We start from the raw sequence: 20,956 nt of genomic DNA, 5'->3' as shown, positions 1-20,956 counted from the left end.
ACCTGTGGGGCGCCTGGCCCGGTGGCCGGCGCCGCGGCGGCCGGCACAAACTCCGGCATCACCGGGACCGCCTGCCACCCTGCCGCCATGCAGGGCGACGGGCTGCGTGGCGTCGGGGGCATCGGGTGCGGGCTCCTGGGTCCGACATCGGCAGAGGGCATGCCTGGGGCGGCGGGTGTTGCGGGGGTGCTCGGGCCCGTGCCCGGCGGGTGCCGCAGCGGACGCCCGGCGGGTACGGTAGGCGACCTCCCCCTAGGGGCACCTGCGGCGGTCCCGGGCCGGCGACACCCTGCCCCCCGCGGGGCCGCCCTACGCGGGTTCGGCCGCACGGTACTCCCACGGCCCGGGCTGCCAGGAGGCCTGTCCGGCAGACCGTTCCCGCGCCTGGGCGGGAACCTGGGCCTCCAGATCCTCCGGCACCCACAAGTCCAGGGAGACGCCGGTGTCGAAGGACTCGTCGAGGATGGCGATGGCCTGTTCCTCCAGCCAGGCCCGGACCGGGCCGTAGGCCGCATAAGGCAATTCCAGCCGCCCGCGCCGGCCCCGCCGGTAGGTGACGGGCCCGGCCGCCTGGACGGCGGCGGCGCAGGCACCGGCATAGGCCCGCACCAGCCCTGCAGCCCCCAGCTTCACCCCGCCGAAGTAGCGGGTGACGAGCACGGCCACCTGGACCAGGCCCGCCCGCTCCAGGACCTCCAGCACGGGACGGCCGGCGGTGCCGGAAGGCTCACCGGCGTCGCTGCACCACCGCCACTCGCCCCGGAACCCGGCGATGAAGGCGGGCACGTTGTGGGTTGCCCGGGGGTGGCGGGCCCGGGCCTCTTCCAGCCAGGCCTCGGCCCCTTCCCGGCCCGCCACCGGGGCCACCCGGGCGATGAACCGGGAGCGCCGGATCTCCAGCTCCACCTCGGCCTCCCGGGTCACCGAGCGGAAGGCGGGCGGATCCGCCGCCGTGGCCGGCCAGGTGGGCGTGCCGCCCGGGCCCGGCACCGCCGCCCCGCGCCCTGTCACCGCCCAGAGCCCCCTGCCGGTCCCGGTGCCGGCGCTGCACCCGGCTCCCGGCCGGCGGCAGGGCTGCCTTCCGCCGCCCATGCCCGGGGGGCGGCCGGCACCGGGCTGGCGATACGACCGGCGCCGGAGGCGCCGATGCGGCCCGCGCCGGAGGCGTCGATGCAGCCGGCGTCCGGCGCGCCGGCGTAGCGGCCTGCGCCCGCTGCCCGTTCCGGCGGCATGCCCGGAGCATGGGCCGACGCAGGGATCGCCGGCAGGGTGCCGGGTTCGTCCCCGGGGGGATCGAGGAACACCAGCTGGTGCCCTCCCGGCCAGGGCGCCCGCAGGAGGGATCGCAGCCAGCGCTCGCCGTAGCGCATCAGATAGGGGAAGACGTTGTGCACCCTCTCCTGGGGCTGGCCGGCAGGGCGCAGGCTGCCCTCCAGCCAGTCCAGGTCGCGGCCCGCCTCCCGCTGGCGCCGCCGGTGATGTTGCCAGGTCTTGCGGTGCAGGTAGTCGACCTGCATCAGGATCCGGCCCAGGTTGTCCTGGCCCAGGGAGCGCAGCTCGGGCCGCACCCGCTCCAGATCGTCCAGCAGGGCGGCGTAGAGGTCCTTGAATTGTTGCCTAAGGGAGGCGAACCGGTCGTCGATGCCCACCGGATCCAGCTCCTGCAGCACCCGCCGGCGCAGGCCCGCCGGATCGGCCAGTACCTCGCCCACGGTGGCCCGGTACCGTCCCAGCCGTTCCACCGCCGCCGGCTCGACCAGGGTGAAGCCGGGCCGGGGCAGCACCACCGGCATCTCCAGGCCGAACAGGGGGTAGACATCGCGCAGCTGGGCCAGGTAGAGCGCCTCGCCGGGTCCGACCACGAAGCCCACCACCGGCAGGAGCCAGTCCTGCACCAGGGGACGCAGCACCACGTTGGGGCTGAAGGCCTCGGGCCGGCGCTCCAGTTCCCGCGCCAGGTCCGCCGGGCTGAAGGCCAGCCGGCCGTGCCGGTCGGCGAAGCGGCCGTCCTGCCAGAGCAGGGCGGCCCGGCGGCGCCCATCGAAGTAGAACAGGTTGGCATGGGCAGGGTCCACGTCCAGCCCGGGCCGGTAGCCCCGCCGCTGGAGCCGCTGGGCTGCCGCCGCCAGCTCCCGGTGGATCGCCTCCCGCCGCACCACCGCGCGCTGGAACAGGGGCCGGCTCAGGCACCGCAGGACCGGATCCATGGGATCCAGGATCACCAGCCCGTCCCGGGAGAACAGGCGCGCCAGCAGGCGGCCCACCCACTGGCCCAGGTTCTGCGAGCGCTGGCACGCGTCTTCCAGTACCTTGACCACCGGGTGGCCCGCCGGAACGCCCGCCAGGCGTGCCATCTCCGCGATCAGGGCGCGGGCGGCCGGCACCAGGGGCAGGGTACCCACCGGCGGCTGGCCGCCGGCGCTGGCGGCCGGAAAGGGCAGCGCCAGCCGGTGGAGCCGGCCGCGGTCGTCCAGCATGTGGAGCTGGTTGCACTCGGCCAGGTCATGGTCTTCGGTGGCCAGCCAGAACACGGGGACCACCGGCCGGTTGAGGGCGCCGGCCAGCCGTTGCGCCCACCGGATGATGCCCAGCGCCTTGTACACCGTGTAAAGCGGCCCCGTGGCCAGGCCCGGCTGCTGGCCCCCCACCACCACCAGGGCCCGCGGATCGGCCAGCCCGCGGGCGGCCTCGAGGGCCGGTTCTTCCGCATCCAGGGCCGCGTTGTAGGCCGCCAGCGCCTGGGCCACCGCCTCCCGGGGCGGCCGGTGGGGAAGCCGCTCCAGGACCTGGGCCCGGCGGGCGAAGGCCGACTCGTCCTGGGGGTTGTAGTGAAAGAAGGGACGAACCCGCTCGAAATCCCGCTGATAATGAACGAAGAAATCGGGATATACCCATTCCAGCTGTTCCAGGGGCTGAATCTGCACCGGCCGGTCCCTTCCCCTCGTAAACATTGGTCGCCCCCGCCGGTCTTGGGGGGGCCGCCTTCCCCTTCTTCGCCGGGGGCGGGGGGAAGCCTGCCCGCCGGCCGTGACCGGCCCCGGGGGCCGGCTGCGGGATGCCCTGGGCGCCACGGCGGCAGGGAAGGCGCTCCCGGCAGCGAACGGATATTCGCTGGAGGTGGCCTCCGTGCCCTTGAACCTGAGCCAGGTGCTGGACCAGCTGCGCACTGACCCCGCCTGGGTCGCGGGGATCCAGGCCTGGGAGGTGGAACCGGCCTGCCCGGGCCGCTTCGCACCGCCGCCGGAGGCCCTGGACCCGCGGCTGGTGGACTGGCTGGACCGGCGTGGGATCGCGCAGCTCTACAGCCACCAGGCAGAAGCCGTCGCCGCCAGCCTGGCCGGCGAGGACGTGGTCGTGGTGACGCCCACCGCCTCCGGCAAGACCCTGTGCTACACCCTGCCCGTGCTCCAGCGCATGCTGGAACGGCCGTCAGCCCGGGCGCTGTTCCTGTTCCCCACCAAGGCCCTGGCCCAGGACCAGTATGCGGCCCTGCAGGAGGCCATCGACCAGCTGGGCCTCGACCTCAAGGCCTACACCTACGACGGCGACACGCCCGAAGCGGCGCGGCGCGCCATCCGGGCTGCGGGGCAGGTGGTGATCACCAACCCGGACATGCTGCACGCGGGCATCCTTCCTTACCATACACGCTGGGTCAACCTCTTTGAGAACCTGGAGTACGTGGTGGTGGACGAGCTCCACCATTACCGCGGCGTGTTCGGCAGCCACGTGGCCAACGTGCTGCGCCGGCTCTTCCGCGTCTGCGCCTTCTACGGCTCCCGGCCGCGGATCATCGCCTGCTCGGCCACCATCGGGAACCCCGGCGACCACGCCACCCGGCTCTTGGGGCGGCCGGTCCGGGTGATCGGCGAAAGCGGCGCCCCCCGCGGGGAGCGGCACGTGATCGTGTACAACCCGCCGGTGGTCAACGCCCAGCTGGGCATCCGGCGCAGCGTGCTGCAGGAAGCGCGCCGCTGGGCCGAGCGGTTTCTGAAGAACGGCATCGCCACCATCGTGTTCACCCGCAGCCGGCTGTCGGTGGAGGTGCTGCTCACCTACCTGCGCCGGGCCATGGGCGAGCAGGGCCACCGGGTGCGGGGCTACCGCGGCGGCTACCTGCCCAACCAGCGGCGGGAGATCGAGCGGGGGCTGCGCTCGGGGGAGGTGCTGGGGGTGGTGGCCACCAGCGCCCTGGAGCTGGGCATCGACATCGGGTCCCTGCAGGCGGCGGTCCTGGCGGGCTACCCCGGCAGCGTGGCCAGCTTCTGGCAGCAGGCGGGGCGCGCCGGCCGGCGGCACGGCGGGGCGGTGGCGGTGCTGGTGGCCTCCTCCAGCCCCCTGGACCAGTACATCGCCCGCCACCCGCGCTTCCTGCTGGACCAGCCCGTGGAGGCGGCGTTCATCCATCCCGACAACCTTTACATCCTGGTCAGCCACATCCAGTGCGCGGCCTTCGAGCTGCCGTTCCGGGCGGGCGAGCGCTTCGGCGACCAGCCCGTGGACGACGTCCTGACCTTCCTGGAAGAGCAGGGATTGGTCCACCGGGCGGGCGACCGCTGGCACTGGATCAGCGACACCTTCCCCGCCCACGAGATCAGCCTGCGCTCGGCGGCGGAGGATAATGTGGTGATCATCGACACCAGCCGGGGAGCCCGGGTCATCGGGGAGGTCGACCGCTTCTCGGCGCCCCTGCTGGTCCACGAGCAGGCCATCTACATCCACGAGGGGCAGCAGTACCAGGTGGAGCGCCTGGACTTCGCCGAAAACAAGGCCTACGTCCGGCCCGTCCAGGTCGACTACTACACCGATGCCCACCTGGCCGTCGACCTCAAGGTGCTGGACACCTTCGCCAGCCGCCCGGCTCCCGGCGGGACCGCCGCCCGGGGGGAGGTGGCCGTCATCGCCCGGGCCACCCTGTTCAAGAAGATCAAGCTCTTCACCCACGAGAACGTGGGCTGGGGCCGGATCCACCTGCCGGAGCTGGAGATGCACACCACCGCCTGCTGGCTGGCCCTGGAGGACGAACCGACCGGCCTGGATCCGGCCGCCCTGCAGGCCGGCCTGCAGGGCATCGCCCACCTGCTGGGTCACCTGGCGCCCCTTTACCTGCTCTGCGACCGGCGCGACCTGGGCACCGTGGCCCAGCTGCGCTCGCCCTTCACCGGCCGCCCCACCCTGTTCCTCTACGATAGCTATCCCGGCGGGGTCGGCCTGGCCGACAAGGCGTATGACATCCTGCCCCTGCTCTGGCAAGCGGCCCTGGAGGCCGTGGACGCCTGCCCCTGCCAGGGAGGCTGCCCCGCCTGCGTGGGGCCGGAGACCGAGAGCGGGCCGGGCGCCAAGGCCGCGGCCCGCCGGCTGCTGGCCCGCCTGGCCGGGGAGGCGGTGCGGCCGTGAGCCGGCTGGAGCAGTTGCGGGCCCTGCGGGCCGCGGGCCGGCTGGTGCTGAAGGCCCAGCCCCAGGCTGCGCCCGCGGACGCGGGAGAGGGAGCGGACGCGGAGGAAGGGCCGGCAGACGGCGCGGCCGGCGGGCGGCGGGCTGCCGAAGGGGGCGGTGCCGCCGGCCCGGCCGGGACCGGCGGCACGGGCGACCCGCAGCAAGCCGGCCGCCCCGCCGGGAGTGGGCCAGCCGATCCCGGCGCCGGTGGCCGTCCGGCGGCGCCGGCCGGCGGCCGCACCAGGGACCTGGACGGCGGCAGGACAAGCTGCCGGGAGGCGCCGGATCCTCCGCCTGGATCTGGCGGCCCCGCTCCCGAGGCGGCCGGCCTGCAGCCCATCGAGGACGGGAACGGCGCGGTCTGGCGCTGGCAGGTGGTGTACCCGGCCCACCACCGCCACGGCCACGGTCATCCCGCGGCATGGTTTGCGGACCTTGGCCGGTCCCTGGAGGTGCTGGCCGCCGTGGCGGGCCCCGCCGGGCGGCGCCAGGCCGCCCCTCCCGGTCCCGGCCAGCTGCTGTTCCTGGACCTGGAGACCACGGGCCTTGCCGTGGCCGCCGGCCACCGGCCCTTCCTGGCCGGGCTGGCCTGGTTTGGTCCGGCCCCGGCCGCCGCGGACGGCGGCGAACCTTCGCCGGCGGCGTACCGGGCCGGCCGCGAAGGACGGGCCGGGGCAGCCGCCGCGGCCCCCCGCCGCCCGGACCCGGTGCCCGCCGGCGGCACCCCGGCCGCGGCCGGTTACGCCCTCTACCTCGAGCAGTACCTGGTCCCCGACCTGGAGCCGGGGACGGAGGCGGCATGGCTGGCTGCCCTGGCCCGCCGGGTGGAGGAACGGCCCTGGCTGGTCACCTTCAACGGCCGGGGTTTCGACTGGCCCATGCTGGAGACCCGGTGGCAATGGCACCGCCGCCCGGCTCCGCCCCTCAAGGCCCACTTCGACCTGCTCTACCCCGCTCGCCGCCTGTGGGCCGGCCCGGGCTCCCGGGTCAACCTGCGGGCCCTGGAGCACCGCCTGCTGGGCTTCCTCCGCACGGGCGACATCCCGGGGGCCGAGATTCCCGGGCGGTACGGCCAGTTCTTGCGGGGCGGCGGCCCCGTGGACCTGCTCGCCCCCGTCCTCCGGCATAACCGGCTGGACCTGCTGTCCCTGGTGGGTCTAGCGGCCTGGATCGGCGGCTGGCTCGCGGTGGGAGCCGCCACGCTGGAGCGGTGGGACGAGGCCCTGGCCGGGGGCCGGGAGTGGGAGCGGGTCGATACGGCCACGGCCACGACCTGGTACGAACGTGCCCTGGCCCTGGCCCCCAGCCGGGCGGCCGTGACGGCCGTCGCGCGGCGGCTGGTACCCCTCTACCGGCGCCAGCGCCGCCTGGCCGAGGCCGTGGCCCTGCTGGCCGGCCTCTGCGACCCGCAGCACCCGCTGGCTCCGCTCGACCCCTGGGTCGACCTGGCGGAGCTCTGGCTGCGGTTGCGGGACCTCCCCCAGGCGGCCCGGTACCTGGCCCAGGCGGAGCGGCTCTGGCAACGGCGGCAACGCTTGTGGCGGGGAGCCTCCGGCCCCTCCCGCCCCGGCCTGCCCGCGGGCCCCCTGGGTCACCGGCTGGAACGGCTGCGGCAGCAGCTGGCCGCCGGCGGTCAGGTCCAGGCGCGGGCCCTCTGAGCGGGCCGCTTGTGGCCGGTCTTCAGGGCGTCGCGGCGTCGCCCTCCCCCAGCAGCGTGCTCAGGGTCACCGGCCGGAGGCCTAGCTGGGCCAGCTGGTCCAGGACCCGGGGCAGCGCCCGTGGCGTCTGGCGGGCAAAATCGCTGGCCTGAAGCAGCAGGATGTCCCCGGGGCGGGCCTGCCCGGCCCGGTAGACGATGTAGTCGGTGCCGGGGTTCATCCAGTCCTGCAGGTCAAGACTCCAGAGCACCGGCCGCACCCCCTGCGGGGGCCTGCCGGCGGGCCCGCCGCCAGGGCCGGGAGCGCCGGCCGGCTCCACCAGCCCCACCTGTGCCGGTCGCACGTAGCGGACGGGCTGCCCAGAGAGCCGGGCCAGCCGGGTCGCTTCTTCGTACAGCCCAGGATCGGGGCCGCCCCCTGCCGGTCCGGGGCGGCCGCTGCCCCGGCCGGGGCCCGGTCCGGACGGCCCACCCTCCAGACCCGCCCCTGCCCCGGGCCGGGGCGGCTGGCGCAGCGCCACCTCGTGACCGGCCGCCACCATCTGCCGCACCAGGTCGGGATGCGCCCGTGCCCACAGGCCGGTGACGAAAAAGGTCGCCGGGGTGCGCCGCCAGGCCAGGGCGTCCAGCACCTGCACGACCACCCTCTCGCCCTCCAGCACGTCGAAGGTGAGGGCCACCTGCCGTCCCTCCTCCGGACCCCGGGTGACGGCCGCCCTCTCCCCGCCGGCGGGAGCCGCCACGGGCCGGCCCGGACCTGCGTCCATGCCGTCCAGGGGTGGCCGTTCCCAGGGAAGGGTAAGCCGCGCCAGTCCCAGGACCGTCGCCAGACCCGCCAGGAAAAGGAGCCACGCGCGGCCTGAACGGCCCAGGGTGATGAACACCCAGCGTCCCCCCTCTTACCGCGGTTCCGTTCCAGGCCCGGGAGCCGCGTTACCAGGGCCACCAGCGGCGCCACCACGGCGCAGGGTCCACACCGGCAGCCGCCACCACCGCGGTACGGGCCAGGGGCACCCCGTCGAGAACCAGGGACGCAGTGCCCAGGCGTTGCCCGGCCGCCACGGGCGCTTCCACCTGCCGGGCCAGCTCAAGGACCCGCCGGACCCGGGGCACAAGCCCCGGCGGCACCAGGGCCGTCAGGTCGCCCGCCAGGCGGGCTTCCACCGCCGGCTGGCGCCCGCGCGCCACGGCCACCTGCCCCACCCCGTCGCCGGCGCGGCCGCCCTGGGCCGGTGCAAACTGTTCAAACCCCCACTCCAGCAGGGCCTGGCTGTCCGCCCAGCGATCCCCCGAATCCAGCACGACGGCGATCAGGCGACGCCCCTCCAGCTCCCCCGAGCTGACCAGGCACGGCCCGGCCGCGCCGGTTGTCCCGGTCTTCACCCCGCGGATCCACTCGTGATACCAGAGCAGCCGGTTGGTCGACGAAAGGATGCGGACCCAGTCACCGTCGCCGCGGCAGAGGACCTTCTCCGGCTGGCAGACCAGGCGGGCGAAGTAGTCGTTGGCCAGCGCGTAGCGCGTCATCACGGCCAGGTCGTAGGCGGTGGTGAAGTGGGCCGGGTCGTGGAGGCCGTGGGGGTTCGTGAAGTGGGTGTCCCGCAGGCCGAGCCGCAGGGCCGTCTCGTTCATCAGGCGGGCAAAGGCCGCCTCGCTGCCCGCGATGTGCTCCGCAATGGCCACCGCGGCGTCGTTGCCGGACTCCAGCATCAAACCCCACAGCAGTTCCCGCAGGCTGTACCGCTCGCCGGCCACAAGGTCCATGGTCGACCCTTCCGTGGCGGCGGCGTGCTCGCTCACCGTGACCACGTCGTCCAGGTTGCCGAACTCCAGGGCCACGATGGCGGTGAGGATCTTGGTGGTGCTGGCCGGCGCCCGGCGCTGGTGGGGGTTGTGGGCGAAGAGGACCTGGCCGCTGGCTTGATCCATCAGCACGGCAGCCGCCGCGCCGGTGGCCGGCGGCGGCGCCACCACCCCGCGCCACAGGGGTGCCACGCCCTCCGGCACCGGGTAGGGCGACCCTTGCAGCGGGTAGGAGACCTCCGCCCGCCGGGGGGGCCGGCTCCCGCCCGCACCTGCAACCGGCACGGTGACGGGCCGGATCGCCGTACCGGGTTCGCCCGCCACGGCGTCCAGGGCCGGCTCGGGCTCCACGGGAGCCACGGCCGGCCGGCCCGGCCACAGGCTGGAGGCCCGGGCCGGCCCGGGCGGAAGCGACACCGCTCCCACCAGAAGCAGGGCAAGCAGGGCCACAAGGGCCCGCGGCCCCCACCGCAGCACCACCGGCCGGCTGGGGTCCGGTCGCCGGAGCCCGGCCGCCGGCCGGGGGCGCCCCCTCTGCGGGGGCCGGATCGCCGGCCGGCTCGCCCCACCGGCCGCCCGCGCGGGTGCGGAAGGGATCGGGCCCGGGATTTCCGTACAAGGCGGCGGTGAAAAACCGGCGTGCCTCACGGTGCCTGCCTCCCCAGGGGGTTGCTCCCGCCCCATGGGTATGGCAAGCCTGAGCCGGCTAGACCGGTCGCAGCCCCGCCGCGGCCGGCGGTCCTGGCCCGGCGCCGGTGGTCCCGCCCAGACGGGCTGCCGCCGCTGGTTCCACCGCCCATGCGGGCTGCCCCTACGCGGCCGGCTCCAGGTGCAGGTTCAGAGGCGACTGCTCGTCGGGAACGTCCAGCTCCGCGTCTCCCAGTTGCAGGGCCAGCCCCCGGGGATACCCCACCCGGATCACCAGGCCCTCACCCAGCGGCACCTCGTGTCGCTGCCCGGCCTGCATCAGCTGCTCGAAGACCACCTGGCCACCGGCATCCCGCACCCGGACCCAGACCCGGTCCAGGGCCGTCAGGGTTACCTGCGGCCCCTCCCCCGCGGGCCCGGCCCCGGGTGCCCCGGCCCCCCCAGCCGGCGGGGCCCCGCCGCCGGGTTCCGCCAGGCGGATGGCGTAATAGACGTCGTTCCCATCCCGGCGCACCATGACCTGGGGCGCGGTCGGCTCGGTAGCCGGGGGTTCCGCCGGAGCCTGGGGCCCGGCCCCCCCGCCGCCAGGGGCCGCCGCTCCGCCGCCGTCGCTGCCGGGAGCGGCCGGCTGCCCGCCCGGAGCCTGGCCCGGCTGGCTACGGCTGACCGGCGGCCGGGGGTTCTCGGCCGTGTCGGGCGCACCGGCGATGTACAGCACCACGGCCACCACGGCCGCCAGGGCCACCAGGCCGGCCAGCCACCGTCCCCACGGGCGCGGTGCCCGGGACGTGCCCGCCAGCGCCCGCGGGCCGGTCCCCCTTCCCCGCCCGCCTCCCCGGGCCGCCGCCCTCCGGCGGGGCCCGGGTGTCACCAGCGGGGGTGGTGTCAAGGCCTCAGGATCGCCAGCGGGCCGGCGGGGGGGCGCGGAGGGAGGCGATGGAGGCCGCCGGCGGCCGCCGGGTTCCGCTTCCGCGGGGGGACGGCGCCCTTCCCGGACCCCTTCCTGGATGCGGCCGGAGGCATCGCGGGGGGCCTCGGCGGGCGCCGGCGGGCGGTCTGGGGGTTCCGGCGCTTCACCCCGGCTTCCGGGCACCCCGGCAGGTTCCAGCGCTCCCGCCTCCCCTTCCTGGCCGCCGGCCGTGCCCCGGCCCTGCTTCCACTGGCTGTAGGCCCGGGCCAGCTCCATCCCGTCCAGGTCGACCAGGCTGGCGTAGGCCCGGATGAATCCGCGGGTGTACACCTCCGGGGGCAACTCCGAATCGTCGCCCCGTTCCAGCGCCTCCAGGTACTTGCGCCGGATCTTGGTGGCCACCTGCACATCGTGCAGGGTCAACCCCTTGCGCTCGCGGGCCTCCCGCAGCTGCCGCCCGATCTCCTCAAGGGTCACTCCATCACCCCCGTGCCCTGCCGCCCGCTGTCCGCCCGCTGGCAACGTCCCCAACTCCTGGCTGCACCGCACCGGCAGCCGCCGGCCTGGTCCCCCTGAGCCCGGGACGGAGCCCGCCGCGCCGGTGCACCTCCGGCCGGCCGGCGGCCCGTCCCGGGGGCCACCTGCGGCGGGGCCCGCCGCCGCCCCGCCTCCTGCGCCGCCCGTGCCGCCCGGCCCCGTCAAGGATAGAGCCGGTTGAGCAAGCGCGGGAAAGGAATGGCCTCGCGGACGTGCTCCAGGCCGCAGATCCAGGCCACCGTTCGCTCGATGCCCAGGCCAAACCCGGAGTGGGGAACCGAACCGTAGCGGCGCAGGTCGATGTACCAGGCCAGAGCCTGGCGGTTCAAACCGTGCTCGTCGATCCGGCGCAGCAACAGGTCCAGGTCGCTGATGCGCTGGCTGCCGCCGATGATCTCCCCGTAGCCCTCCGGGGCCAGCAGGTCGGCGCAGAGGGCCACCTCCGGCCGCTCCGGATCGGGTTCCATGTAGAAGGCCTTGACCCGGGTGGGAAACCGTTCGACGAATACGGGCCGTCCGAAGTGCTCGCTGAGCGCCGTCTCATGCGGGGCGCCGAAGTCCTCGCCCCAGGGCAGGGCCAGGCCCCGCTGGTCCAGGATGCGCAGGGCGTCGTCGTAGCTGATCCGGGCGAAAGGCGCCTCGACCTCCCGGCGCAGGGTCTCGGGGTCACGGCCCAGGGTCTCCAGTTCCCGAGGGCACTCTTCCAGCACGCGCAGCACGATCCCCCGCACCAGCCGCTCCTGCAGCGCCACGTTGTCTTCGTGGGTAAAGAAGGCGGCCTCCGGCTCCAGCATCCAGAACTCCAGCAGGTGGCGGCGCGTCTTGGACTGCTCGGCCCGGAAGGTGGGGCCCAGGCAGTACACCTTGCCCAGCGCCATGCAGGCCGCCTCCATGTAGAGCTGGCCGCTCTGGGAGAGGTAAGCCTTCTCGCCGAAGTAGTCGGTTTCGAACAGGTTGGTGGTCCCCTCAGGCGCCGAGGGGGTCAGGATGGGCGCATCGACCCGGACGAACCCCTCCTCAGCCAGCACCGCGGCCGCCGCCTGCATCACCGCCGCCCGCACCCGAAGGATGGCATTCTGCCGCGGCGTGCGGATCCACAGGTGGCGGTGATCCATGAGGAAGTCGACACCGTGTTCCTTGAGCTTGATGGGATAGTCTTCCGCCACGTGCACGGGCTCCAGGCGGGTCACATCCAGCTCGTACCCTCCTGGCGCCCGCCGGTCGGCCCGCACCACGCCCCACACCCGGCAGGACGACTCCTGGGTCAGGGACTCGAAGGTCTCCAGCCCCTGCTCCCCCGCCCCGTCGCGGGTGAGCACACACTGGATGACGCCCGTGCCGTCGCGCAGCAACAGAAAGGCGATGCGCCCGCTGGACCGGCGGTTGTACACCCAGCCGGCCAGTTCCACCTCCTGGCCTTCAAACCGGCCCACCTGGGCCACGGTGACCCTCACGACCATCCCTCCGCCTTCACCGTCTCCCATTCGCCGCCTGCACCCTTTCCCGTCGGCCCCCGCAGGGACCGCCGCCCTCAGCCGAAGAGGTTGCGGAAGAGCAGGCGCACGCTGTCCCACATGACCCGGAAGAACCCGCCCCGCGGCACGGCGTCGGCCGTGACCAGGGGCAGCTGGCGCAGCACCCGGCCCTCTGCATCCTCGATGGTCAGGGTCCCCACCCGCTGCCCTCGCTCCAGAGGCGCCACCAGGGGCTCCTTCAACTCCACCCGGCTGCGCACCTCCCCGGCGGCGGTCTTGGGTACGGTCACCACCGGGGGCGCCGCCGGCTGCACCGTCACCTGGGACCGGGCACCCTTGAAGACGGGGACCACCTGCCGCCCGTTCTCGCCAAAGGCCACCCGGGTGTTGGTGAACTGCTGGAACCCGTAGTCCAGGAGCCGCTGGCTTTCTCCAACCCGCAAGGCGTCGCTGGCCGCTCCCATCACCACCGACACCAGGCGCCGGTCACCCTCCCGGGCCGTAGCCACCAGGTGGTAGCCCGCTTCCGACAGGTGGCCGGTCTTGATGCCGTCCACCCGGTCGTCGCGGAAGAGCAGCCGGTTGTAGTTGGGCTGGGGATCAAAATCTTTCCATTCGAAATACTTCATGCTGGTGTATTTGAGGATGTCGGGGTGCTCCGCCAGGACATGCAGGGCCAGCCGGGCCATGTCCCGCGCGGTCACGTGCTGCTCGCCCCCGGGCAGGCCGTGGCTGTTGCTGAACACCGAGTTCTTCATGCCGATCTCGGCGGCGTGCTGGTTCATCCGCTGGACGAAGGCTTCCTCGCTGCCCGCCACCGCCTCGGCCAGCACCGTGCTGGCGTCGTTGCCCGAGGCGATGGCCACGCCCCGGATCAGGTCCTCGATGCGGACCCGCTCCCCCACCTCCAGGAACATGGCCGACGGCCCGCCCAGCCCCGCCTGCACCGACAGCCGCCAGGCGGCCTCGCTGACGGGCACCTCCTGATCCAGCGCGATCTGGCCCTGTTCCAGGGCATGGAAGACCAGGTCCAGGGTCATGATCTTGGCCAGGCTGGCCGGCGGGATGGGCTCGTCCGCATTCTGGGCGAAAAGCTCCTGGCCGGTGGTCGCGTCCACCAGCAGGGCGGAACGGGCCTGGATCTTGAGGCCGGCCTCACCGCCCGCGCCGGCCGCAGGCGGGCTGCCTTGCGGTGCACCGGCCTGGGCCCCGGCGACAGGGAGGCCCGTCCCAGCTCCCAGCACCGTCGCCAGGCTCGCCGCCAGCATCACCACCGCAGCTGCAGCCCTCCACCGCCGCCCCCGGCGGGCGCGCCGGGATTCAACCAACCCCATGGGAACCCTTTCGCCTCCTTCAACCCGCGGCGATGTTCCAGGGCTCAAAGGAGCCCTGGGGGGACGCCGTGCGAGACCCGGACAGCCGGCGCCGCCCCGCTACCCCTCCGCCTCCCGGGCCGCCTGGCGCGCCTGGACCGAGCGCACCAGATCGCTACGCCTGCCGGCCTTGAGGACAAATCCCGGCAGCTCCCGGCCCATGAGCTCCTGCGCCAGCCGGGCCGCCGCCAGCAGGCGGTCCAGGTCGACCCCCGTGGCGATCCCCATCTCGTGCAGCATGTGCACCAGGTCTTCGGTGGCCACGTTGCCCGTGGCCCCCGGCGCATAGGGGCAGCCTCCCAAGCCCCCAACGGCCCCATCATACACGGTGATGCCGGCCTGCAGCCCGGCCACCACATTGGCCAGCGCCGCGCCGCGGGTGTTGTGGAAGTGAAGCCCCAGCTCCAGATCGGGAAAGCGCTGTTTCAACCGGCGGCAAAGCCTTGCGACCTGGGCCGGGTTGGCCATGCCGGTGGTATCCCCCAGGTATACGGCGGCCGCACCCAGATCCCGGTAGGCCGCGACGATACGCTCCACCTGTTCTTCCGGCACATCCCCCTCGTAGGGGCACCCGAAGGCCGTCACCACATAGCCCGAGAGGCGCACCCCCGCCGCGGCGGCCAGCTCCGCCACCGGGACGAACCCGGCCAGGGACTCGGCGATGGACCGGCGGACGTTGTGGCGGTTGTGGGTCTCGCTGGCCGAGACGAACAGGCTGATCTCGTCGACGCCGCAGGCCAGGGCCCGCTCCGCACCCCGCCGGTTGGGCACCAGGGCGCTGTAGATCACCCCTGGGCGGCGCCGGATGCGGGCCATCACCGCCTCGGCGTCGGCCAGCTGGGGGATGGCCCCCGGGTGGACGAAGGACGTCACCTCGATGCGGCCGAAGCCGGCCTCCGTCAGGGCATCGATCAGGCGGACCTTTTCCTCCGTGGACAGGGTCCGGACCTCGGCCTGCAGGCCGTCCCGGGGCCCCACCTCCCGCACGGTCACCTGCGCCGGCCAGTCCATCCCGTTCCTCCCCTTCCCTGACAGGTGTCTTGGACAGGGCGCCCCTGCCGGAAGAAGGCCATAGGCAGGGTCCCGCCCGCACCGCCACCCTAGCAGCCCAGCTCCCGGGCGATGACCAGGCGCTGGACCTCGGACGTGCCCTCGCCGATCTCCATCAGCTTCGCATCCCTCAGATACCGTTCCACGGGGAAATCCCGGGTGTAGCCGGCGCCGCCGTGGATCTGAATGGCCTCCAGGGCCGCCCGCACCGCCAGTTCGGAAGCGAACAGCTTGGCCATGGCGGCCTCCCGCCGGTAGGGCCGGCCCTGGTCCCGCAGCCAGGCGGCGCGGTACACCAGCCAGCGGGCGGCTTCCAGCTGGGTCGCCATGTCCGCCAGCTTGAACTGGATGGCCTGGAACTTACTGATGGGCCGGCCGAACTGCCGGCGATGGCGGGCGTACTCCAGGGCGGCGTCCAGGCAGGCCTGGGCGATGCCCACCGACAGGGCGCCGATGCCGATGCGGCCACCGTCCAGGGTTTGGAGGAACTGCTGGTGCCCCTTTCCCCGCTCCCCCACCAGGTGGTCCAGGGGAACGCGGCAACCGTCGAAGACCAGCTCCGCCGTGTCGGACGCGTGCAGGCCCATCTTCTCGTACCGGCGCACCGCCCGCCAGCCCGGCGCCTCCCGCGGCACCAGGATGTTGCTGATGCCGTCGCGCCCGGCCTCGGGGTCGGTGACGGCCGCCACCACCACGAAATCCGCACGGCTGCCGTTGGTGATGAAGATCTTGGTGCCCTCGATGACCCACCGGTCGCCTTCCTGCCGCGCCCGGGTGCGGATGGCCGCCGTGTTGGAGCCGGCCTCCGGTTCGGTGAGGCCGAAGGCCGCGATCTTCTCGCCGCGCAGCGCCGGCGCGAGCCAGCGGGCCTTCTGGTCCTCGCTGCCGAACAGGTAGAGGGGCGTGCAGCCCAAGGAGACGTGGGCCGCCACCGTCAGGGCGGTGGAGGCGCAGGCCCGGGCGATCTCCTCGACGGCGATGGCAAAGGAAAGGGTGTCACCGCCGGAGCCGCCCACCTCTTCGGGAAAGGGCAGGCCCAGGATCCCCAGCTCACCCAGCTCCCGGAACTGCTCCGCCGGAAAGGTCCCCGTCCGGTCGCGCTCCGCCGCCCCCGGCGCGATGCGCCGCGCCGCGTAGTCGCGGACCATCTCCCGCACCAGCCGCTGCTGCTCCGACAGCTCAAAGTCCAACGGCGCCACCCCCGTGGGCATCGCAACACGCCGGGCGGACCCGAAGGCCCGCCGGCGTGCCCATTCCATACCTACTTTCGGAAAGGGCCGGGGGTGTCCTGCCGTCCTGGGGTACCGCCGGGCGGAAGGCCGGGCCGGCCGGCTCGGGCGGGCGCCGGGCACGGCAAGGCCGGGCACAGCAAGGAGCGATTCTCCTCACGGCGCTACCGGCGCGGGCCGTACGCCCTCTCGATCACGTTCCAGAAGGCGTCGTCCTCGTACCCCAGCCGCCAGATGGCAATGCCACCCAGGCTGTACTTCCGCACGAGATCGATGCGCTGCTCCAGCACCCGCTCGTCCAGGTACCAGATCTCGCGCTCTTGGCCTCCCTCACCGGTATAGGTGAAGTGGGGGTTCTGGCTCTCCCGGTCCCACTGGGGCCGCACGCCGTGGCGGTCGATGATCTGCTTGACCTGCCAGAGGGGCACGGGGGTGGAACTGGCCTCGTTGCCGGGACCGGCCCCGGCCGGCCAGTCGTACCCGTAGGCCCCCACGCCCAGCAGGATCTTGTTCCCTGCGATCCCGGCGTTGAGCATCTCCTTGATGTTGGCTTCCACCCAGCCGGCCGGCGACACGGGACCCGGCTGGCTGCCCAGGTAGTGGCGGTCGTAGGCCATGAGGATCACCTGGTCCGCGTGCCGGGCAAACACCTGCCAGTTGTGCCCGCCGTGGACCGAGGGATCTACGTCCACCTTGGGGAAGGCGGCGATGTCCAGCCGCTTGTCCTCCGGCAGCGCCGCGTCCAGCTCCCGGATGAAATCGGACATCAAAGGCTCCGCGTCGGGCGGCAGCAGCTCGAAGTCGATGTTGACCCCGTCATAGCCCCGCTGCTGGACCTCGCGCACGATGGCCTGCACGGCCCGGGAACGGGCCGCCGGGTCGACCAGGAACCCGGCCTCGTTGCCCCCGCTCTGCAGGAGGTTGAACAGCGGGATCAGCAAGATGTCTTGCGCCCTGGCGAAATCGATGACCTCCTGGCGAATCTCCTGGGGCCAGAGGCTCCCATCGGAACGGATGGAGTACCAGAAGGGGCTGATGCTGTCGATGAGATCGGGCCGCTTCTTCACCGAAGGGAAGGAATCGCCGAAGACGGGGGACCACCCGTTCTCGAAGAATCCCAGTACCTCGGGGCGCGCCACCCCGGCCGGCTTGCGCAGCGGCGGCTGCCCCTGGGGTCCGGGCTCCCCCGGCAGGGTCGCCAGGATCAGGAGGAACAGGCCCGCCGTCACGGCGCCGACCTGCCAGCGCCGGTCCGTGCGCAGCTTGTCCCAGATCCCGTTCCACCCGCCCAGGCTCGCCCACCAGCCTCCACCGCGCCCGCCGCCACCGCCCCAGGGACCGCCGCCACCACCCGGCGGCCTGCCCCCGGGACCCACCCCCCGGGGGCCGGCGGGGCCACCTCCGCCGGACGGGCCGCCCCCGGCGGGGCCGGCATGCTGGCTGCCACCGGCAGGGCCCCCGCCGGCGTCCCACTGGACGGGGGTGCGTCCTGCCGGCGCTTCCCGGCCCTCCGCGTTTCCACCGTCACCTGCGGCCGCGCCGCGGTCGAAGGCCACCGCCGGCCGGCCGGGATTCCCAGCCCCGGACTCGCCCGCCGGAGCAGGCGGCCCGGCGGCCGGTTGCCTGCCCCGCCCGGCGGAACGGCCTGCGCTCCCGCGGTGCAGCTCCGGCCCGTGGTGATGTTCCGGTCCTTCGGTGTTCACACCATCGCCTCCCCTCTCTGGAATCGGCCCCTCGCAGCCGCCCTCCGGCGCCGAACCTCTACTGCAGGGCCCCCGGCGGGACTCACCGCGTGGGCCGCTCGGCATAGGGCACCGGGATGAACTGGACCGAAGGGCGCCGCCCGTCGGGCTGGGGGTAGAGTTCCATCAGCCGGTATACCAGGTCCGGCAGCTCGCAGCGCACCTCCAGCCCCAGCGCGCGCAGCTCGTCGCAGCCGATGGGAAAGTCGTGGGTCCAGCGGCCTTCCGTCAGCGCCTCGGCGATGCGCCGCGCGTCCCCGGCCGGAAGGCGGTCCTGGAGCAGCCGCTGGACGGTCTGGCGGACCTGAGTGATGGCCTTTTCGGCCAGATCACCCAGCATCAAGGTCTTGTCGTCCACCTTGTCGGGGCCCTTCTGGCGGATGGCGGCCAGGATGCTGGCCGCGGGGTAGCCGCCCAGCTGGGGGTCCACGGGACCCAGCACGGCGTTCTCGTCCATCCAGATGGCGTCCGCCGCCAGGGCGATGAGGGTGCCGCCGCTCATGGCGTAGTGGGGTACCATCACGGTCACCCGGCCCCGATGCCGCCGGATGGCCTCGGCGATCTGCTCGGCCGCCAGCACCAGGCCGCCCGGCGTGTGAACGATGAGGTCGATGGGCATGTTGGGCGGGGTGTAGCGGATGGCCCGCAGAACCTGCTCCGAGTCGTCGACGGTGATGTACCGGGTCAGGGGGATGCCGAGAAGGCTCAGGGACTCCTGGCGGTGGATCAGGGTGATGACCCGCGAGCCCCGCTCCCGTTCCAGCTGGCGGATCACCTGCAGGCGGCGGTCGGCAATGCGCCGTTGCCGCAGCAGGGGCAGCAGGGACCAGAGGATCAGGACGAACCAGAACAGGTTGCTGAGCAGTGCCCCCAGGTTGACGTCCATCGGTTCACCGGCCGGCCGCCCCTGGGCCCGCCGGCAGTAGTGTGTGCGGGGCGGCCCCGTTCTAACGGCCGGGGCGGCGTCACGGCGCGGCCGGCGCCGCCATAGGATGGGCGTGGCAAAGGCCGTGGCCGTCCGGGACACCGGCCCGGGCGGCGGAGGAGGAAAACCCATGAGCTTGCCTGCGCCCTGGAACGGCGTGGTCTCGCCCCCCCTGGCGGGACGACCTCCCAAGCCCCGCCAGCGCGGTTTGACCATGATCCTCGACAAAGGGCTGGGGCCCCGCGCCACGGCGGACCTCATCGAAGTGGCCGGGCACTGCATCGATTACTGGAAGCTGGCCTTCGGCACCCCCGCCTGCTACCCCCCGGCGGTGCTCAAGGCCAAGGTGGAGCGGATCCGCGCGGCCGGCATTGCCGTCTACCCGGGCGGCACGTTCCTGGAGGTGGCCCTGGTGCAGGGACGCTTCCGGGCCTTTCTCGAGGCCGTTCGGGAGGTGGGCTTCACCCACGTGGAGGTGTCCGACGGCACGGTGGACATCGCCCCCGAGGTGCGCCGCGACTTGATCCGCGCCTTGCTCGCGGAGGGCCTGGGGGTGGTGAGCGAGGTCGGCAAGAAGCATCCCGCCGATCGGGTCTCCACCCTGCGCCTGCACCAGCAGGTGCTGGACGACCTTGAGGCGGGGGTGGAGAAGGTCATCGTGGAGGCACGGGAGTCGGGCAAGGGCATCGTGATCTACGATGCGCAGGGCCGGGTGGATGAAGACGAACTGGAGGCCCTGGTGCGCGGGCTGCCCGACCCCTACGTGCTGGTCTTCGAGGCGCCGCAGGTCCACCAGCAACAGGACCTGATCCTGCGCTTCGGGCCCGGCGTCAACCTGGGCAACGTGCAGCCTGCGGACGTCCTGGCCCTGGAGGCCTTGCGCCACGGCCTGCGCGGCGACACCCTGCGCGCCGCCCTGCTCGGGCGGCCCGACCTGCGCTCCGTCCGGTTTCCCCAGGGGTGAGAGCCGTGGCCAGCGTGCCGGTGCCGGAGTCCCTGGCGGGACCGGTGGTGGTGGCCGAGTTCTGTCCCGGGTCGGCGGTGGAGATCCTCCAGCGGGCAGGCTGCCGGGTGGTCTACGACCCCGGGCTGGCCCGCGACCCGGCGCGCCTGCTGCGCCTGCTGCAGCACGCCACCGGCCTGGTGGTCCGCAACCAGCTCCGGGTCGACGACGCGCTCCTCGAGGCCGCACCACGCTTGCGGGTGGTGGGGCGCCTGGGTGCAGGACTTGACAACATCGACGGCGAGGCGGCGGCGCGCCACGGGGTGACGGTGGTATACGCCCCCGGTGGCAACGCCCGGGCCGTGGCCGAGTTCGTCCTGGCCCAGATGCTGGCCCTGGCCCGGCGGCTGCCCGCCGCCACGGCCATGGGAGCCTCGGGGCTCTGGGCCCGCCAGGCCCTGCTGGGGGACGAGCTGGCCGGAACCCGGGTCGGCATCCTGGGCCTTGGCCGGATCGGCCGGGCCCTGGTGCCCCTGCTCCGGCCCCTGGTGGGGGCCGTGGCCACCTTTCATCCCCGACGGGGGCCCGAGGATCCCGAATGGCAAGCCCTGGGCATCCACTGGCGGCCCCTGGAGGACCTGCTGGCCTGGTCGGATTACCTGGTCGTCCTCCTGCCGCTGCGCGCCGATACCCGTGGCCTGCTGGACCGGTCCCTGCTGGCGTCCCTCAAACCCGGAGCCCGGCTGGTGGTCACCGGCCGGGGCGGCGTGGTGGACGAGGCGGCCCTGGCGGACCTGCTGCGCAGCGGCCATCTGGCCGGGGCGGCCCTGGATGTAAGGGCCCTGGAACCACCGGGTCCCTGTGATCCCCTGCGGGGACTGCCCAACGTGGTGTTGACGCCCCATATCGCAGGGCTGACGGTCCAGGCGCAGGAGCGAATCGCCCGTTCGGTGGCCGAAGACGTGCTGCGCGTGCTGCGCGGCCTGCCGCCGCTGCAGCCGGCCTTCCTGCCGGCCACGGCGGGTGCGTTGCGGCAGGGGCCGCTGCAAGGCTAGAATGGGGGCGAACCCTGAAGACGGGAGGCCCGCCATGGTCACCCTGCTTTCGATCCTGAGCAACTGGATTCTGCCGTGGGGGTTCGTGCTGTTCGTCGGCTACTGGCTGTGGAGCGTGACCCGGCCACCCCGGCGCTCATGGTGAGGGGCGTTTCCCGCGAAACGGCCGCAGCAGG

The 20,956-nt window shown here is 73.7% G+C and carries 15 protein-coding genes; 4 read left to right on the top strand and 11 right to left on the bottom strand.

All coding sequences use genetic code 11. The features are described 5' to 3' along the window. Nucleotides 1–309: 309 nt before the first annotated feature. On the bottom strand, nucleotides 310–1,011 hold the full coding sequence (locus DYI95_RS05260; protein ID WP_158556085.1) for a YigZ family protein: 702 nt from the start codon (nucleotides 1,009–1,011) through the stop codon (nucleotides 310–312). After that, entirely contained in the window at nucleotides 1,008–2,924 is a 1,917-nt protein-coding gene (gene bshC / locus DYI95_RS05255) for a bacillithiol biosynthesis cysteine-adding enzyme BshC (protein ID WP_243149880.1), read from the bottom strand. Before bshC ends, DYI95_RS05260 begins: the two co-directional genes overlap by 4 nt. A gap of 202 nt (nucleotides 2,925–3,126) precedes the next feature. On the opposite strand from bshC, the gene DYI95_RS05250 reads away from it, so the two are divergent. Then, on the top strand, nucleotides 3,127–5,394 hold the full coding sequence (locus DYI95_RS05250) for a DEAD/DEAH box helicase (RefSeq protein WP_116901581.1): 2,268 nt from the start codon (nucleotides 3,127–3,129) through the stop codon (nucleotides 5,392–5,394). Beyond that, the gene (locus DYI95_RS13040) at nucleotides 5,391–7,091 is read left to right on the top strand and encodes a ribonuclease H-like domain-containing protein (RefSeq protein WP_116901483.1); all 1,701 of its coding nucleotides are present in this window, start codon (nucleotides 5,391–5,393) and stop codon (nucleotides 7,089–7,091) included. Before DYI95_RS05250 ends, DYI95_RS13040 begins: the two co-directional genes overlap by 4 nt. A gap of 22 nt (nucleotides 7,092–7,113) precedes the next feature. On the opposite strand, the gene DYI95_RS05240 is transcribed toward DYI95_RS13040, so the two are convergent. The 9 genes from DYI95_RS05240 to DYI95_RS05200 form a co-directional block, all read right to left on the bottom strand. Further along, entirely contained in the window at nucleotides 7,114–7,974 is an 861-nt protein-coding gene (locus DYI95_RS05240) for a polysaccharide deacetylase family protein (RefSeq protein ID WP_116901484.1), read from the bottom strand. A 49-nt stretch (nucleotides 7,975–8,023) separates the two neighbouring features. Further along, on the bottom strand, nucleotides 8,024–9,343 hold the full coding sequence (locus DYI95_RS05235; RefSeq protein WP_243149879.1) for a D-alanyl-D-alanine carboxypeptidase family protein: 1,320 nt from the start codon (nucleotides 9,341–9,343) through the stop codon (nucleotides 8,024–8,026). Nucleotides 9,344–9,704: 361 nt separating this feature from the next. Beyond that, nucleotides 9,705–10,973 (bottom strand): helix-turn-helix domain-containing protein, encoded by a 1,269-nt coding sequence (locus DYI95_RS05230; protein ID WP_158556086.1) that lies wholly within the window; start codon nucleotides 10,971–10,973, stop codon nucleotides 9,705–9,707. A gap of 176 nt (nucleotides 10,974–11,149) precedes the next feature. Next, nucleotides 11,150–12,448 (bottom strand): asparagine--tRNA ligase, encoded by a 1,299-nt coding sequence (gene asnS / locus DYI95_RS05225; RefSeq protein ID WP_243149878.1) that lies wholly within the window; start codon nucleotides 12,446–12,448, stop codon nucleotides 11,150–11,152. A 71-nt stretch (nucleotides 12,449–12,519) separates the two neighbouring features. Continuing rightward, nucleotides 12,520–13,797: a D-alanyl-D-alanine carboxypeptidase family protein gene (locus DYI95_RS05220; RefSeq protein ID WP_243149877.1), complete on the bottom strand. Its 1,278-nt coding sequence runs from the start codon at nucleotides 13,795–13,797 to the stop codon at nucleotides 12,520–12,522. Nucleotides 13,798–13,896: 99 nt separating this feature from the next. Next, nucleotides 13,897–14,847: a hydroxymethylglutaryl-CoA lyase gene (locus tag DYI95_RS05215; protein WP_116901488.1), complete on the bottom strand. Its 951-nt coding sequence runs from the start codon at nucleotides 14,845–14,847 to the stop codon at nucleotides 13,897–13,899. 89 nt (nucleotides 14,848–14,936) lie between these two features. After that, nucleotides 14,937–16,076 (bottom strand): acyl-CoA dehydrogenase, encoded by a 1,140-nt coding sequence (locus DYI95_RS05210; protein ID WP_116901489.1) that lies wholly within the window; start codon nucleotides 16,074–16,076, stop codon nucleotides 14,937–14,939. Nucleotides 16,077–16,279: 203 nt separating this feature from the next. After that, the gene (locus tag DYI95_RS05205) at nucleotides 16,280–17,818 is read right to left on the bottom strand and encodes a glycosyl hydrolase family 18 protein (RefSeq protein WP_116901490.1); all 1,539 of its coding nucleotides are present in this window, start codon (nucleotides 17,816–17,818) and stop codon (nucleotides 16,280–16,282) included. Nucleotides 17,819–17,900: 82 nt separating this feature from the next. Further along, nucleotides 17,901–18,743 carry an ATP-dependent Clp protease proteolytic subunit gene (locus DYI95_RS05200; RefSeq protein WP_116901491.1) on the bottom strand — a complete coding sequence of 281 codons (843 nt, stop codon included), beginning with the start codon at nucleotides 18,741–18,743 and terminating at the stop codon, nucleotides 17,901–17,903. Between the two features lie 169 nt (nucleotides 18,744–18,912). On the opposite strand from DYI95_RS05200, the gene DYI95_RS05195 reads away from it, so the two are divergent. Both DYI95_RS05195 and DYI95_RS05190 read left to right on the top strand, forming a co-directional pair. Next, nucleotides 18,913–19,746, top strand: a complete 834-nt coding sequence (locus DYI95_RS05195) for a phosphosulfolactate synthase (RefSeq protein WP_116901492.1) — start codon at nucleotides 18,913–18,915, stop codon at nucleotides 19,744–19,746. A gap of 5 nt (nucleotides 19,747–19,751) precedes the next feature. Beyond that, nucleotides 19,752–20,780 (top strand): hydroxyacid dehydrogenase, encoded by a 1,029-nt coding sequence (locus tag DYI95_RS05190; RefSeq protein WP_158556087.1) that lies wholly within the window; start codon nucleotides 19,752–19,754, stop codon nucleotides 20,778–20,780. Nucleotides 20,781–20,956 lie beyond the last annotated feature (176 nt).

The organism is Thermaerobacter sp. PB12/4term (genome assembly GCF_003403315.2).
Taxonomy (GTDB): domain Bacteria; phylum Bacillota; class Sulfobacillia; order Thermaerobacterales; family Thermaerobacteraceae; genus Thermaerobacter.
The sequence above is the reverse complement of the archived record's forward strand: the minus strand, read 5'-3'. Positions and strand labels throughout refer to the sequence as shown.

Bases quoted from the DNA above. Each gene is read 5' to 3' on its own strand.
- asnS (WP_243149878.1), bottom strand. From the start codon at position 12,448: ATGGTCGTGAGGGTCACCGTGGCCCAGGTGGGCCGGTTTGAAGGCCAG.
- DYI95_RS05220 (WP_243149877.1), bottom strand. From the start codon at position 13,797: ATGGGGTTGGTTGAATCCCGGCGCGCCCGCCGGGGGCGGCGGTGGAGG.
- DYI95_RS05215 (WP_116901488.1), bottom strand. From the start codon at position 14,847: ATGGACTGGCCGGCGCAGGTGACCGTGCGGGAGGTGGGGCCCCGGGAC.
- DYI95_RS05200 (WP_116901491.1), bottom strand. From the start codon at position 18,743: ATGGACGTCAACCTGGGGGCACTGCTCAGCAACCTGTTCTGGTTCGTC.
- DYI95_RS05195 (WP_116901492.1), top strand. From the start codon at position 18,913: ATGAGCTTGCCTGCGCCCTGGAACGGCGTGGTCTCGCCCCCCCTGGCG.